Consider the following 13986-nt stretch of genomic DNA (forward strand, 5'->3'; position numbering starts at 1 on the left):
TGGACTCCTTTTTGTACGGGCGGAGTACGGGTTCGTGCGGGGTCCGGAACGGGTGGATGTGGGGAGCACCACAGCATGAACTCCAAGAAGAACCGCTCGACGATGCGGCTGCTGGGCGCACAGGTGAAAGCGGCCCGGATGGCCGCCGGGTTGACGCAACGCCAGCTCGCCGAGCGGGCGTTGGTCGACGAGGAGACCATCGCGTCGGTCGAGCAGGGCAGGCGCCGGCTGATGCCCCCGCTGGCGAAGTCGCTGGACAGGATCCTCGACACGAAGGGGACGTTCGAGGCGGGCGTCGACAACCTCCCCGAGATCGACCAATTCCCGCTCTACGCCGAGGAGTACATGCTGCACGAGCGGGAGGCCATCTCCCTGTCCTGGTACGACGCGCTGGTCGTCCCCGGCCTGCTTCAGACCGAGGCGTACGCCCGCGCGCTGCTGAGCAGTCGTCTTCCGGCGTACGACGAAGACGAGTTGGAGACGAAGCTCACCGGCCGTATCAGCCGCCAGGAGATCATGCACCGCAAGGTGCCGCCGACGATGAGCTTCGTGGTCTGGGAGCCCGCACTGCTGTGGCCCAACGGGGGTCCCGAGACGCACCGCGACCAACTGCGCGCACTGCGCGAGTACTCCGAACTCCCGGGCCTGTCCTTCCAGATCCTTCCGCTGAATCGAACCTCGAATGCTGGAGACGCTGGCCCTTTCACCCTGCTGGAGACACCTGACCACCAGCACCTCGCCTACACAGAGTCCCAACGCGGCAGCCAGTGGGTCTCGGACCCGGATGAGGTGTCCATCCTGACCCGTAAATATGCGATGCTGCGAACGCAGGCACTCACCATCGAGGACTCACGAAGCCTGCTGGACCGTCTGCTAGGAGATCAATGAGCACCGGACTTCAGTGGTTCAAGTCGAGCTACAGCAGCAGCGAGGGCGGCCAGTGCCTCGAAGTGGCCTATGCCTGGCGGAAGTCCACGTACAGCAGCGACGAGGGCGGCCAGTGCGTAGAGGTAGCCACCTGCCCCCACACCATCCACATCCGCGACTCCAAGAACCCGGAAGCGGACGGCCCCACCCTCCAACTCACCCCCACCGCCTGGGCCGCGTTCACCGCCGGCTGCGCCTCCCGGTGACCGCCAGCGTCGCGTAGGGCATCACGAAGGACCCGCCCCGCTCGTCGATCGCGGCACCCACCGCTTCCAGCACCGGCGCGAGCCGTTCCGCCGGGAAGTTCGTGAACGTGCCCTGCGTCGGCATGACGTCCAGCCAGGCGTCCCGGGTGTACGTGAACTCCCAGTCGTAGCGCCACTGTTCGGGCTCCCCGAACCGCCCGCCCGCCGCCCGCATCCCGTCCGCCGCCCTGTCGAGCAGCGTCTGGTACCCCTCGACGGCCGACCGCGTGACAGCGGCCCGGAGGTCGAACGGGACGTCGGGCAGGGCGCTTTCACACGCGTCGGCGACGACCTCGGCGAGGTCCGGCGGGAGTTGGCCGACGTTCCAGAAGGGGGCCAGGATGCCTCCCGGCCGCAGCACCCGCGCCGCCTTCTCCGCTCCGGCGACGGGGTCGACCCAGTGCCAGGCCGTCCCGGCGACGACCGCGTCGAACTCCCGCCCCCGCGGCTCCCATTGCTCGAAGGTGGACACCTCGACCTCGACGCCGAAGCGCCGTGCGAGGTCGGCCATCCTGGCGTCCGGTTCCACACCGAGCACCTGACATCCGGCCGCCCGGAGCTGCCTCGCGGCGATTCCGGTGCCGCAGCCGACGTCGAGGACGGCGGTGCCCTGGTCGGCGGCGATGCGCTCGATCAGGGCGTCCGGGTAGCGCGGGCGGGCCCGGTCGTAGCGCTCGGCGTCCGTGCCGAAGGATTCGGCGATGTCCCGGCGCCCATGGGGCTGACCTGCGGAAGACGGTAAAGTGACCATGCGCCCACTTTGAATGGGCAGGCGCCCACTCGTCAATGGGCAGGCGCCCACTAACTGTCCCGACATGACGCCCACTCGCTGTCTCGACATGATGCTCACTGGCTGTCCCGGCACAAGGAAACGGACCCCGATATGCCCACAGGCGTGGCTATGCAGGACCCCCGCCGACAGCTCTTCGACGCCGCCAAGCGGATCCTCGTGCGGGACGGGCCGAACGCGCTGACCAGCAGGGCCGTGACAGCGGAGGCGGGCTGCGCGAAGGGCGTCCTGCACCGCCACTTCGCCGACTTCGACGCCTTCCTCGTCGCCCTCGTGCTCGACCGCGTCGGGCGGCTCGACACCCGTGCCGAGACCTTGCGTACCGCTGTCGGCACGGGCTCGGTCGTCGATCACCTCACCGACGCGCTGATCGACGTGTTCGACCCGGTCGGGGTCGCGATCGTGGGCCTCGTGATCTCGCGGGACGAGCTGCGGGCGCGGCTGCGCGCGGCCGGCTCGACCGGCATCCCGGTCATGAACGAGGCGTCGGCGATGCTCGCCGAATACCTCACCACAGAACACGACTTCGGCCGCCTCGCCCCCGACGCCGACGTCGCCGTCCTCGCCCCCACCCTCCTCGGCGCCGGGCACCTGCTGTTCGCCGACCGGGAGGCGGGACCCCCGGAACGCGAGACGGTCCGCCGGACGGTGACGGCGGTCGTCGCGGGCGTACTGCGGGAGGCGTAGGCCGTCGGCGAGGTGTGTGGGGCGGAACAGGGGCAGGGGGAGGGGCAGGGGCCGGGACCCGTTGTCAGTGGCCGCCTCTACAGTTTTCGGCATGGCGACCCTTCCCAACCCGCTGCCGATGCTGGCGGCCGACCCGAGCGGCAGCTCGCTCGGGCTTGAACTCCCCGCCGGGAGTCTGATCGACGTGACCGCCGAAGGCCCGGCGGACGAACCGTTGTTGTGGTGTGCGGACGAGCCGGCGAGGCCCGGTGGCTACGCTGCGCTCCAGCCCGCACGCCGGGCCGCCGGGCTGCTCCCCGTGCTGTTGGACCTGGGTGGCGACGAAGGCGCCCTGGACGAATGGCACTTGCTGCCCGACGAGGCGTCGTACCCCGGGGATCACGACGCCGAAGAGGTCCTGGAGGAGTTCTGGGAGGAGTACGCGGCGGACGAACTCGCCCCGGACGCCAACCGTCCCGGCACGGACTCCTTCGCCGAGGCCGTGGTCGAGAACTTCGGCGAGCAGGCCACGTACGACGAGACGATCGCGCCGTACGGTCCCGAGTGGCCCGGCCTCGCCGAACCGCTCACCCTGGTCGCCGATCCGGACGCGCGGGCCGCGGAGCTCGCCGACTCCCTTGCGGGCAGCGGCTCTTGGCTCAAGGAACCGCACCTCGCCCTCGTCCCGGCCCGCCGCAGCGCCGACATCCCGGCGGCGATCGGCTGGACCGGGCAGATCAACTACGAGGGGGACGTGGCCCGGCTCTGTGCCGTCCTGCGCTCCTGGGAGGACCGCTTCGGGATACGGGTCGTGGCGCTCACGTCCGACCAGTTGGTGCTGTCGGTCGCGGCCCCGCCTGCGACCCAGGAGGAGGCCGAGGCCGTAGCCGCCGAGCACTTCGCCTTCTGCTCCGACAACATCACCCAGGGCCGTCACGAGACCCTGCGCGCGTACGCCCAGCACGAGGTGCTCAACCAGCAGGCGTGGTCCTTCTGGTGGGACTGACCCGCCCGGCACACACGGCCCGGATCAGCTGAGCAGCTTCATCCCCTCCGGCGCCTCGATCCCGAACTCCTCGTCCAGCACCCGCCGCACCTCCCCCTCGTCCGTCAACTCCCGCTCGCTCACCGCTCCGTCGGACCCCGTCTCGGTCAACACGCGTCCGTGGAGCAGGAGATGGCGGTCGGGGGTGACGCGCTGGACGAAGAGGCCCTTGGTGAAGGGGGAGCGCGGGTTCGTGGCGATGTGCCAGTTGATGACCTCGAAGTCCACGTGCTCGAAGGGCTCCAGCGTGAAGGCGTACTGCGGCTGCCAGGAGCCGTCGCCGTACGCCTGGAGGGTCAGGAGTTCCAGCGGTCCCCGGTGCGGCACCCGGACCAGGCGATGGCGGCGCCCGGCACCCTCGAACTCCTCGCCCACCACCACCGGTACCGGCTCCAGCAGCCCGCCGATCGCCCCGAACCCGACGTCGGCCAGGTACGGCCGCGGATCGCCCGGTACCTCCACCAGCAGCGCCATATGGGTGCGCGGGCGGCTCTCGATCCGGTCCGCGCCCACGACCACCCGCGCCGTCAGCAACGTGACCCCGAAGCCCAGCGCCCGCAGCGCGGTGGCGAGCAGCGTGTTGTGCTCGTAGCAGTAGCCACCGCGCCGGCTGTGCACCAACTTGGCCATCAGGTCCGGCAGTTCGAGCGAGGGAGCCGTACGCCGGAGCGCGTCCAGGTTCTCGAACGGGATGCCCCGCATGTGCGCGAGGTGCACGCCCCGCAGCGTCCCCGCGTCGGGCCGCCGCTCCCCCTCCCAGCCAATGTGCGTGAGGTACTGGCCCAGGTCGAAGGCATCGCTGTCGGACATGTCTCCACCCTACGGAAACACCCCGCGCGAACTCGCTACGGAATCACCGGGCGCACCCCGGTCACTGCTGTGTCACCGGCTCCAACGCCTCCACCGCCGCTGCCGCGGCCGTCGAGTCCTGGCCGTAGAAGATGTCGATGTCGACCTCCTCGCCGCCCATCGTGAGGGTGTCCCACGCGCCGCTGAGGACGAGCATGCGCAGGGTCCGCGACTCCAGGGTCTGGAGGCGTTCCAGGATCGCCTCGTCGTCCGGCATGCCCTCCAAGCGGGGCGCGAGCCGGTCGCGGATCGCCGCCATGCGTGCCAGCAGAGTGGCCGTGTCCGCCTCGCGGTCGGGCTCCTCCGCGATGCCGTCGATGCCGTGGTCGATGATGTCCTTGATGGCCCAGGTGACGCCCTGGTCGTCGGTGGTGACCATCGCCTTCCAGGCGCGGCTCTTGTGCCGGTACTGGAGCATCGACATGGCCGCTTCGTGCCGGAGGAAGTCGGCGTCCCGGAAAGGGCGCCCGTTCCAGGCGCTGTTGAGGGAGCGGGCCAGTGAGATCGCGGACGCCAGACCGCTGTTGAGGCCCCGGCCCGGCCAGAAGTGGATCGCGTTGGCCGCGTCGCCGAGCAGGAAGCCGTACGTGCCGGGCGAGTTGACGGTCGGGGGCAGCAACTCGGCGGAGAAGCGCGGGCGTTGCACCATGTCCAGGCGGAAACTAGTGACCGCGCTCAGGTCCTGGTCCGAGACGTCGAAGAGCCGTAGGCCCTCGTGCACCCGCTTCCACAGGGGGGAGCCCTTGATGAGCGCGGGCAGGAACAGCGTGCCGTGGGTGGCGCACTGGAAGTCGCCGTGGTCGTCGCGGTTCATCAGGCAGGGCCGGGAGGCGATGCACTCCTCGAAGACCCGGCGGACCGGGTCGATGCCGATGACCTCCCCCAACTCGGTGTCGGTGAGCCGCATGTTGAGGAAGCCCTCGCCGCGCAACGAGTTGAGCAGGAACCGGTTCTGAGCGACCGTCAGCAGGATCGCCATGGGGTCGGGCAGCTCCGACTTCACCCGCAGCCCGAGGACCACGTCCCGCAGATGGACGCCGTCGAGGGAGTAGATGGACTCGTCGGCCTTGCCGAACCGCGCCGCGAAGTGCTCCCGGGTGCGCGACCGCCCGCCGTCACAGATGGCGAGCACATGCTGCGAGGCGAGTTCGTCGCGCTGTTCCGCCGGGTCGAACTTGGCCGGGATGAGCCGTATTCGGCCCCGCTTCTCGTTCGCCAGCTCCAGCAGCCTGTCCTCGATGTAGGCGATCCGCATGTTGCGCGGGTGGTGGTCGCCGATCGAGTCCGGGCCGGACGGCCACATCTCGGTGAAGTGCTCGGGGTCGAAGAGCCGCTCCTGCACGTACTGCGGCCACGCGAGGTACTGCCGACTCTGCACGGTCACCACCTGCTGGCGCCGTACGTTGCCCTCCGCCTCGCTCTTCCAGACGACGGTACGACCGTCCCTGCGCCACCTGCCCTCGTAGACGGTGACCTTCACCTGGGCGCCCAGGAAGTGCTCCAGCAGCAGCGCCATGGACAGCCCGACGGGACCCCCGCCCACGACGGTGACGCGCAGCAGGGTCCCCTCGTCGCTCTCCTCCGGGTGGGTCACGGAGCGGGGCAGGTTGAGCGCCATCAGGGTCTGCATGGCGTCGGCGACCTCGAAGCGGAACTCCTGGTCCCCGATGGTGATCTCGTCGCCGGGCTGGAGCAGCCGGGACTCCACCTCGTCCCCGTTGACCTGTGTGCCGTTGCTGCTGCCGAGGTCGCTCAGTACGTATCCCGCGTCCTGGTCGAAGACGATCTCCGCGTGGAAGCGGGAGACGCTCGGGCTCGCGATGACGACCGTGTTCCCCGCGTTGCGTCCGAAGGTGACGCGGGTGTCGACCATCGGGATGCGCTCTCCCGCCAGCAGACCCTCGCGCCCGACGAGCACCGGTGCCATGGCACTTCCTTCCAGGGGGTGATGACATCAGCAGCGCTGTGACGATCGACTCTATTCTTGCGTGATCAAGTGTTCCAGAGGTCAACTCGACCCGTTACCAAGGCTGTTCAGGGTTTTGTCCCCAGCCCTTCCCCCAGCCTCCTCAGCCCCTCCCGGATCTCTCCCGGCGTCTGCGTCACGAAGCAGAGCCGCATCGTCGAACGGTCGGGCTCCCCGGCGTAGAAGGGCGCCCCCGGCACATAGGCCACGTCCTGCCGCAGCACCCGAGACACCAGTTCCGTCGTGTCGTACGACTCCGGGAGCCGCGCCCACAGGAACATGCCGCCCTCGGGACGCTCCCAACTGGACTCCTCGGGAAGGACGTTGGCAAGACCCTCGAACATGGCGTCCCGCCGCTCCCGGTACACACCGGCCACCCGCGCCACATGCGCGTCCAGGTCGTTGTCCGCCAAGTACCGTGCGGCGGCAAGCTGGTTGACGGTCGGGGTGTGCAGGTCGGCGGCCTGTTTGGCGACAACACAGGCCCGCAGCAGGGCCGCCGGCGCGCGCAGCCACCCGAGTCGCAGCCCCGGTGCCATCACCTTGGAGAAGGAACCGAGCAGGACCGTACGGTCCACCGCACCCTCCTGCGCGGCGATCCACGGCAACCGCTCGCCCTCGAAGCGGAGTTCGCCGTAGGGATCGTCCTCCACGATCCACAGCCCGCGCCGCGCGGCGACCGCGGCGACGGCGGCCCGGCGGTCGGCGGGCAGGGTGCGGCCGGTGGGGTTCTGGAAGGTCGGCACGGTGTAGAGCAGCTTGGGACGCTCCCGCACGACGAGTTCGTCCAGCGCCTCCGGGTCCAGCCCGTCGGAGTCGCCGGGCACGCCGACCACCCGCGCACCGGCGAACGCGAAGACCTGAAGTGCCGCCAGATAACAGGGTCGTTCGACGAGGACGACGTCCCCCGGCTCCAGCAGCGCGGTCGCGAGCAGCGAGAGCGCCTGCTGCGATCCGGTGGTGACGAGGAGGTCGTCGGCGCCGGTGGGCAGCCCGCGCGCCGAGGTCCGCTCGGCGAGCGCGGTACGGAGCACCGGCTCACCCTCGGTCGTCGCGTACTGGAGCGCCCGCGCGGGCGTCTCGGTGAGGACCGCCTGGTACGCGGCCGCGATGCCGGTGGTGTCGAAGAGTTCGGGGGCCGGGAGCCCGCCCGCGAAGTTGATCACCTCGGGGCGGGCGGTGACGGCGAGGATGTCCCGCACCGGCGAACCCCCGATCGCACGGGTGCGCGCGGCGAGCGGCGGCAGAGTGGCGGGGACAGGGGCGGGGGCGGGCTCGATGACGGTCATGCCGGACAGCCTAGGAATGTAGGTGTCGCCTACAAACAGGTTTCCGCGATCCGGACGGACACCTGCGTGCGGGCGCCCGCCCCGACCGGACTCAGGCCTTCTTGCCGGTCGCCCCATAGACGTTGATGTCGTCGTCCGTCACATCGTTGATGTCGCGGTAGGTGATCTTCTCGATGTCGTCGAGACTCTCGAAGTACGCCTGATCCACCACCGGCGGCGCGGGCGCCGGACCGGGGTGCCACTGATGGGCCGGGAGCACACCGGGCTCGTCCAGGGTGAGACCCGGGGTCTCGGTGAAGAACCGCTCGACCTCGTCCTTGGTACGGAACACGAAGGTGAACCCCCGCTCCGTGTACGTCCGTTGGACCGCACGGGTCGGGATCGGATGCATCTCGTCGGTGAGATGGCTGAGCACCACGTGACTGCCGGCGGGCAGCACATCCACCAGCTCACTCACCAGCGGGTACGCCTCCTCGTCCTCGACGAAGTGCAGGATCGCCACCAGCAGCAGGGCGATCGGCTCGTTGAAGTCGAGGGTCTTGGCGGCCTGTTCGAGGATGTCGGCCGGGCGGCGCAGATCGGCGTCGATGTAGTCGGTACGCCCCTCGGAACTGCTGGTCAGCAGCGCGCGGGCGTGCGCGAGGACCACCGGGTCGTTGTCGACGTAGACGATCCGCGACTCGGGCTCGACGGCCTGGGCGATCTGGTGCACGTTCTCCGCGGTGGGCAGCCCGGTGCCGATGTCGAGGAACTGGCGCACCCCGTGCTCCTGCGACAGCCGGGTGACCGCGCGGCGCATGAAGTCCCGGTTGTGCCGTACGTCGAGATACCCGCGCGGGTTGGCGGCGAGCGCGGCGGCGGCGGCCTCGCGGTCGACGGGGTAGTTGTCCTTGCCGCCGAGGAAGACGTCGTAGACGCGGGCCGGGTGGGCCTTGCTGGTGTCGATCCTCCTTCTCAGCTCGGCGGGGTCTTGGCTGAGGGCGTCACCGGGCATGCGCGTCTCCCAGAAGAGGTCGGTCACTCGAAGGACAACCGGAGCAGTGCTCGTCGAGAACAGTGCTCATCAAGAGCGGTGGTCAACAACCTAACTCCCGCCGGGACTTGATGGTGCCCAGTCCGCGGGACGGGCACCCGCTCCCCGTCCCGCGTCCCACGACGTGCCCGGGAGGACCGGCATCCCCGCAGGTCAGCGCGGGCGGGACGGTACCGGCGTCCCGAATCCGGCGACAGCCGTAGACCCCGCCCCGCCCGACCGCCCAAGCTGCACCCGACGACGCGCTCCGCTTCCCCGGGAGGAACCCATGCCGGCCCGCACCACCCGCACCCGCATCCGCGCCCTGGCCACCGCGACGGCCGTGCTCGCCGCGGCGCTGCTGCTCTCGGGGTGCAAGGACGGTATGGGCGTACGCGACGAAGGCCCGTCCGGCGTGAGTCCCACGTCGTCGATGTCGACGGGGTCCACGCCCTGACGGGCCTCGTGGCGTGTGCGATCAGACCTGCGCCGGGATCCCGCCGACTTCCTTCGGGTTCGGGCCGTACTGGTTGGCGCCGGGCGCGCTGTCCGTGCAGGTGAAGACCAGCAGGGTGATCGGGCCGGCGATCGGGATGATGGCGAAGAGCAGCCACCAGCCGGACTTGCCGGTGTCGTGCAGGCGACGGATGCTGACGCCCACACCGGGCAGCAGGATCGCGAGGTAGAAGACGATCACGAGGTACGGGAACTTGATCACCACACCGATGATGCCCAGGACGATCGCGAAGATCGCCGCGAACAGGGAGAACATCCAGTACTCCTTGCGGCGCGCGCGCCCGCTGAATACCGCGTACTTCTTCAACGCCTCGATGAAATAGCTCATGGTGTCCCCCAGGGATCGACGTCCAGACCGTCCAGAACGGATCAGGCCAGGCGCAGAAGGTAAGGACAGTGATGCGCACGCGTCAAATCTACATAAGTGCCGGACATAGAAGGCCAATTGGGGCCAGATCCCCCCACACCGACCATCGATTTCGGGCCAAACCCCGCTCCCACCCCGAACCGAGATCGCCCCGACGCCGGAACGATCTCGAAGCGTTGCCTGTTGACGGGCGTTCAGCGGGCGTCGGCGGTCAGCGCGGCCTCGGCGGTCAGCGCAGCTTCTGCGCCGCCTCCACCGCCCAGTACGTCAGGATGTTCTGCGCCCCGGCCCGCTTGATCCCGGTGAGCGCCTCGAAGATCGCCTTGTCCCGGTCGATCCAGCCCTTCTCGGCGGCGGCCTCGATCATCGAGTACTCGCCGGAGATCTGATAGGCGGCGACGGGTACGTCCGAGACCTCGGCGACCTTGGCCAGGATGTCGAGGTAGGGCCCCGCCGGCTTGACCATCACCATGTCGGCACCCTCCTCCAGATCGAGCGCCAACTCCCGCATGGACTCCCGGGCGTTGGCCGGGTCCTGCTGGTACGTCTTGCGGTCCCCCTTGAGCGAGGACCCGACGGCCTCGCGAAACGGACCGAAGAACGCGGACGCGTACTTGACGGTGTAGGCGAGGATCGCCACGTCCTCCCGCCCGATCTGGTCGAGCGCGTCCCGGACGACCCCGATCTGCCCGTCCATCATCCCGCTGGGCCCGACGACATGAGCGCCCGCATCGGCCTGCACCTGAGCCATCTCGGCATACCGCTCAAGGGTGGCGTCATTGTCAACGCGCCCGTGCTCATCAAGCACTCCACAGTGCCCATGATCGGTGGTCTCATCAAGACACAGATCGGACATGACAAGCAGCTCGTCCCCGACCTCGGCCCGCACATCCCGCAACGCGACCTGCAGAATCCCATCAGGGTCGGTCCCAGGAGTCCCAAGGGCATCCTTCTTGGACTCCTCCGGCACCCCAAAAAGCATGATCCCGGAAATCCCGGCGGCCACAGCCTCAGCGGCAGCCTTCTTCAGACTGTCCCGCGTGTGCTGTACGACCCCGGGCATCGCGGAGATCGGCACGGGCTCGGCAACCCCTTCCCGCACAAACGCAGGAAGGATGAAGTCGGCAGGATGCAACCGCGTCTCGGCAACCATGCGCCGCATCACGGGAGTGTTCCGCAACCGCCGGGGCCGCGAGCCGGGAAAGGATCCGTACGTCGTCATGCCACCTACGCTACGCCCGCCTCAAGGACACCTTTGCCGACGGTGAGTCGGCGCACATTTCGCCATGGATCCGGGACACATCGCGGCGCTTCGCGCACTTTCCGGCCCACCCGGCACCTCAAAAACGCAGGCGGCCAAAATCAGCCCGCCCGTCACCTTCCAACACAGGCGGCCAAAATCAGCCCGCCCGTCACCTTCCGACGCAGGCCGCCCAAATCAGCCCGTTCGCCACTTTCCAACGCAGGCCGCCAAAATCAGCCCGTCCGGCGTTTGAGGACGAGGCCCCTTCAGGGCCGAAGCGGGGGTGTGGGGGCGCAGCGCCCCACGGACGCCCGCCCCCACTCACCGCAACCCAGAACTCAACCTCAGGTCGTACGCCGCCGCCGAGCACCAGGCCGACGCTCACTGGGCCGAGTAACCGGATCCCCCGCTTCCTGCGCCGCAGCTCTCCGCCGAAGGCCGAAGTTCGCCAACGCCTCGGCCAACTTGTGCACAGACGGCTCCGGAGCCATCACATCCACCCGCAGCCCATGCTCCTCGGCCGTCTTCGCCGTGGCAGGACCAATACACGCGATCACGGTCACGTTGTGCGGCTTACCGGCGATCCCCACCAGGTTCCGCACCGTGGAGGACGACGTGAAGAGAACGGCGTCGAAGCCACCCCCCTTGATCGCCTCCCGCGTATCGGCCGGCGGCGGCGAGGCCCGCACGGTCCGGTAGGCGGTCACGTCGTCGACCTCCCACCCGAGCTCGATCAGCCCGGCGACGAGCGTCTCCGTAGCGATGTCCGCACGCGGCAGGAACACCCGGTCGATCGGGTCGAAAACGGGGTCGTACGGAGGCCAGTCCTCCAGCAAGCCGGCCGCGGACTGCTCCCCGCTCGGCACCAGATCCGGCTTCACGCCGAAGGCGACCAGCGCCTTGGCGGTGGACTCACCCACCGCCGCGACCTTGATGCCCGCGAACGCCCGCGCATCGAGCCCGTACTCCTCGAACTTCTCCCGCACGGCCTTGACCGCGTTCACGGAGGTGAAGGCGATCCACTCGTACCGCCCCGTGACGAGCCCCTTGACCGCCCGCTCCATCTGCTGGGGCGTCCGCGGCGGCTCGACGGCGATCGTCGGCACCTCGTGCGGAACGGCCCCGTACGACCGCAGCTGGTCGGAGAGCGACGCCGCCTGCTCCTTCGTCCGCGGCACGAGCACCTTCCAGCCGAACAGCGGCTTGGACTCGAACCACGACAACTGGTCGCGCTGGGCGGCGGCGGAACGCTCACCGACCACGGCTATCACCGGCCGGCCACCCTCGGGCGAGGGCAGCACCTTCGCCTGCTTCAGCGTCTGCGCGATCGTCCCGAGCGTCGCGGACCAGGTCCGCTGACGAGTGGTCGTACCAGCCACTGTGACGGTCATCGGGGTGTCCGGCTTACGGCCGGCGGCCACCAACTCACCAGCGGCCGCGGCCACGGAGTCCAGCGACGTGGAAACCACAACCGTGCCGTCCGACGCCCCCACCTCCGTCCAGCACCGGTCCGACGCGGTACGGGCGTCCACGAACCGGACGTCCGCCCCCTGCGCGTCCCGCAGCGGGACACCGGCGTACGCGGGCACGCCGACGGCCGCCGCGACACCCGGGACGACCTCGAAAGGCACACCCGCGGCGACGCAGGCGAGCATTTCCTCGGCGGCGTACGTATCTAGTCCGGGGTCCCCGGACACCGCACGTACGACCCGCCTGCCGCCCCGTGCGGCCTCCATGACAAGATGTGCCGCATCCCGCACAGCGGGTAGGCCAACGGTTGTTGACGCACCGTCAACAACCGTTAGTTGAGGCGTGCCTGTGCCCGGGAGCGAGCCCGAAGAAGGACTCGGATCCGGATGCACGACGGCTACGCCGGGTCGGGCGTGCGCACGTACGACGTCGAGCACCTCGTGCTCGGCGACGAGAACGTCCGCGTTCGCCAGCGCCTCTACGGCGCGCAGTGTGAGCAGTCCCGGATCTCCGGGTCCGGCACCCAGGAAGGTGACGTGCCCGTGTTCAGGACCGGCGGCGGGAAGAGTGGTGGGGCTCACTTGGCTTGCTCCCCCATCAGACCGGCCGCGCCCTGGGCAAGCATCTCGGCGGCGAGTTCGCGACCGAGCGCCAGTGCTTGGTCATGCGTCTCGGGCACGGGACCGGTGGTGGACAGCTGCACCGTACGCGAACCGTCGGTCGTGCCGACTATGCCGCGTAGGCGCATTTCCTTGACAATCTGCCCGTCGGCCAGCAGGTCGGCCAGCGCGCCCACAGGGGCGGAGCAGCCGGCCTCCAGGGCGGCGAGCAGGGACCTTTCGGCAGTCACGGCGATCCGCGTGAACGGATCGTCGAGCTCACCGAGCGCCGCGACGAGGTCCGCGTTGTCCGCGGCGCACTCGATCGCCAGGGCCCCCTGGCCGGGGGCGGGCAGAACCGTGTCGACCGACAGGAAGTCGGTCACGTCGTCGAGGCGGCCGATCCGGCTCAGTCCGGCGGCGGCCAGGACGACGGCGTCCAGCTCACCGTCCCGCACGAAGCCGACGCGGGTGTCGATGTTCCCGCGGATCGGGACCGTCTCGATGTCGAGGCCGTGGCTGCGCGCGTACGCGTTCAGCTGGGCCGTGCGCCGGGGGGAGCCCGTACCGATGCGCGCCCCGCGGGGCAGGTCGGTGAACTTCAGGGCGTCCCTGGCGACGAGTACGTCCCGCGGGTCCTCGCGCTCCGGGATCGCGGCGAGCACCAGCTCCGGGTGCTGCGCGGTCGGCAGGTCCTTCAGCGAATGAACCGCGAAGTCGACCTCACCGCCGAGCAGCGCGTCCCGCAGCGCGGTCACGAAGACCCCGGTGCCGCCGATCTGCGCGAGGTGCTCGCGGGAGGTGTCGCCGTAGGTGGTGATCTCGACGAGCTCGACGGGCCGTCCGGTCACCTGGCTCACGGCGTCCGCCACCAACCCGGACTGGGCCAGGGCGAGTCTGCTCCGCCTGGTCCCGAGCCTCAGTGGTGCCCCTTTTCCCTGCTCCCGCCTCCGGGGCGCCTCAGCCGGTGTCGAGAGACCGACCGTGCTCAGCCCTTCGGGC

Annotated in this window: 14 protein-coding genes; 5 read left to right on the forward strand and 9 right to left on the reverse strand. The window is 69.6% G+C overall.

Features of this window, described 5'->3' with window-relative positions; all coding sequences use genetic code 11:
- Positions 1-75 precede the first annotated feature (75 nt).
- The gene (locus OG714_RS22750; protein ID WP_406123573.1) at positions 76-888 is read left to right on the forward strand and encodes a Scr1 family TA system antitoxin-like transcriptional regulator; all 813 of its coding nucleotides are present in this window, start codon (positions 76-78) and stop codon (positions 886-888) included.
- Complete coding sequence (locus OG714_RS22755) at positions 885-1133, forward strand: DUF397 domain-containing protein (RefSeq protein WP_406123575.1); 249 nt, start codon at positions 885-887, stop codon at positions 1131-1133. Before OG714_RS22750 ends, OG714_RS22755 begins: the two co-directional genes overlap by 4 nt.
- Here OG714_RS22755 and OG714_RS22760 read toward each other — a convergent pair.
- Positions 1108-1923 (reverse strand): class I SAM-dependent methyltransferase, encoded by an 816-nt coding sequence (locus tag OG714_RS22760; RefSeq protein WP_406123576.1) that lies wholly within the window; start codon positions 1921-1923, stop codon positions 1108-1110. The two genes, OG714_RS22755 and OG714_RS22760, sit on opposite strands and share 26 nt — an antisense overlap.
- A 132-nt stretch (positions 1924-2055) precedes the next feature.
- Here OG714_RS22760 and OG714_RS22765 point away from each other — a divergent pair, with 132 nt between their 5' ends.
- Together OG714_RS22765 and OG714_RS22770 are read left to right on the forward strand one after the other, a co-directional pair.
- A complete protein-coding gene (locus OG714_RS22765) occupies positions 2056-2649 on the forward strand; it encodes a TetR family transcriptional regulator (protein WP_406123577.1) in 594 nt (197 codons plus the stop codon).
- A 91-nt stretch (positions 2650-2740) separates the two neighbouring features.
- Entirely contained in the window at positions 2741-3634 is an 894-nt protein-coding gene (locus tag OG714_RS22770) for a DUF4253 domain-containing protein (protein WP_406123579.1), read from the forward strand.
- 24 nt (positions 3635-3658) lie between these two features.
- Here the strand turns inward: OG714_RS22770 and OG714_RS22775 are convergent, their stop codons facing one another.
- From OG714_RS22775 to OG714_RS22790, 4 genes are all read right to left on the reverse strand, one after another.
- The gene (locus OG714_RS22775; protein ID WP_406123581.1) at positions 3659-4483 is read right to left on the reverse strand and encodes an arylamine N-acetyltransferase; all 825 of its coding nucleotides are present in this window, start codon (positions 4481-4483) and stop codon (positions 3659-3661) included.
- 61 nt (positions 4484-4544) lie between these two features.
- Entirely contained in the window at positions 4545-6449 is a 1905-nt protein-coding gene (locus OG714_RS22780; RefSeq protein ID WP_406123583.1) for an FHA domain-containing protein, read from the reverse strand.
- Positions 6450-6556: 107 nt separating this feature from the next.
- The gene (locus tag OG714_RS22785; protein WP_406123585.1) at positions 6557-7777 is read right to left on the reverse strand and encodes a PLP-dependent aminotransferase family protein; all 1221 of its coding nucleotides are present in this window, start codon (positions 7775-7777) and stop codon (positions 6557-6559) included.
- 91 nt (positions 7778-7868) lie between these two features.
- On the reverse strand, positions 7869-8771 hold the full coding sequence (locus OG714_RS22790; protein WP_406123586.1) for an SAM-dependent methyltransferase: 903 nt from the start codon (positions 8769-8771) through the stop codon (positions 7869-7871).
- 307 nt (positions 8772-9078) lie between these two features.
- Between OG714_RS22790 and OG714_RS22795 the strand changes: the two genes are divergently transcribed.
- The gene (locus OG714_RS22795) at positions 9079-9246 is read left to right on the forward strand and encodes a hypothetical protein (RefSeq protein ID WP_406123588.1); all 168 of its coding nucleotides are present in this window, start codon (positions 9079-9081) and stop codon (positions 9244-9246) included.
- 21 nt (positions 9247-9267) lie between these two features.
- Here OG714_RS22795 and OG714_RS22800 read toward each other — a convergent pair whose 3' ends face one another.
- The 4 genes from OG714_RS22800 to hemC all read right to left on the reverse strand — a co-directional run bounded on the left by OG714_RS22800 (position 9268) and on the right by hemC (position 13907).
- Complete coding sequence (locus tag OG714_RS22800) at positions 9268-9633, reverse strand: DUF805 domain-containing protein (RefSeq protein WP_406123590.1); 366 nt, start codon at positions 9631-9633, stop codon at positions 9268-9270.
- Positions 9634-9901: 268 nt separating this feature from the next.
- The gene (hemB, locus tag OG714_RS22805; protein ID WP_406123591.1) at positions 9902-10894 is read right to left on the reverse strand and encodes a porphobilinogen synthase; all 993 of its coding nucleotides are present in this window, start codon (positions 10892-10894) and stop codon (positions 9902-9904) included.
- A 365-nt stretch (positions 10895-11259) separates the two neighbouring features.
- Entirely contained in the window at positions 11260-12966 is a 1707-nt protein-coding gene (locus tag OG714_RS22810; RefSeq protein ID WP_406123593.1) for a uroporphyrinogen-III synthase, read from the reverse strand.
- Complete coding sequence (gene hemC, locus OG714_RS22815; protein ID WP_406131909.1) at positions 12963-13907, reverse strand: hydroxymethylbilane synthase; 945 nt, start codon at positions 13905-13907, stop codon at positions 12963-12965. Before hemC ends, OG714_RS22810 begins: the two co-directional genes overlap by 4 nt.
- Positions 13908-13986 lie beyond the last annotated feature (79 nt).

The organism is Streptomyces sp. NBC_00989, from assembly GCF_045162655.1.
Taxonomy (GTDB): domain Bacteria; phylum Actinomycetota; class Actinomycetes; order Streptomycetales; family Streptomycetaceae; genus Streptomyces.

Excerpts from the sequence above, each read along its gene's own strand:
- OG714_RS22750 (WP_406123573.1), top strand. The coding sequence starts at position 76 with ATGAACTCCAAGAAGAACCGCTCGACGATGCGGCTGCTGGGCGCACAG.
- OG714_RS22755 (WP_406123575.1), top strand. The coding sequence starts at position 885 with ATGAGCACCGGACTTCAGTGGTTCAAGTCGAGCTACAGCAGCAGCGAG.
- OG714_RS22760 (WP_406123576.1), bottom strand. The coding sequence starts at position 1,923 with ATGGTCACTTTACCGTCTTCCGCAGGTCAGCCCCATGGGCGCCGGGAC.
- OG714_RS22765 (WP_406123577.1), top strand. The coding sequence starts at position 2,056 with ATGCCCACAGGCGTGGCTATGCAGGACCCCCGCCGACAGCTCTTCGAC.
- OG714_RS22770 (WP_406123579.1), top strand. The coding sequence starts at position 2,741 with ATGGCGACCCTTCCCAACCCGCTGCCGATGCTGGCGGCCGACCCGAGC.
- OG714_RS22775 (WP_406123581.1), bottom strand. The coding sequence starts at position 4,483 with ATGTCCGACAGCGATGCCTTCGACCTGGGCCAGTACCTCACGCACATT.
- OG714_RS22780 (WP_406123583.1), bottom strand. The coding sequence starts at position 6,449 with ATGGCACCGGTGCTCGTCGGGCGCGAGGGTCTGCTGGCGGGAGAGCGC.
- OG714_RS22785 (WP_406123585.1), bottom strand. The coding sequence starts at position 7,777 with ATGACCGTCATCGAGCCCGCCCCCGCCCCTGTCCCCGCCACTCTGCCG.
- OG714_RS22790 (WP_406123586.1), bottom strand. The coding sequence starts at position 8,771 with ATGCCCGGTGACGCCCTCAGCCAAGACCCCGCCGAGCTGAGAAGGAGG.
- OG714_RS22795 (WP_406123588.1), top strand. The coding sequence starts at position 9,079 with ATGCCGGCCCGCACCACCCGCACCCGCATCCGCGCCCTGGCCACCGCG.
- OG714_RS22800 (WP_406123590.1), bottom strand. The coding sequence starts at position 9,633 with ATGAGCTATTTCATCGAGGCGTTGAAGAAGTACGCGGTATTCAGCGGG.
- hemB (WP_406123591.1), bottom strand. The coding sequence starts at position 10,894 with ATGACGACGTACGGATCCTTTCCCGGCTCGCGGCCCCGGCGGTTGCGG.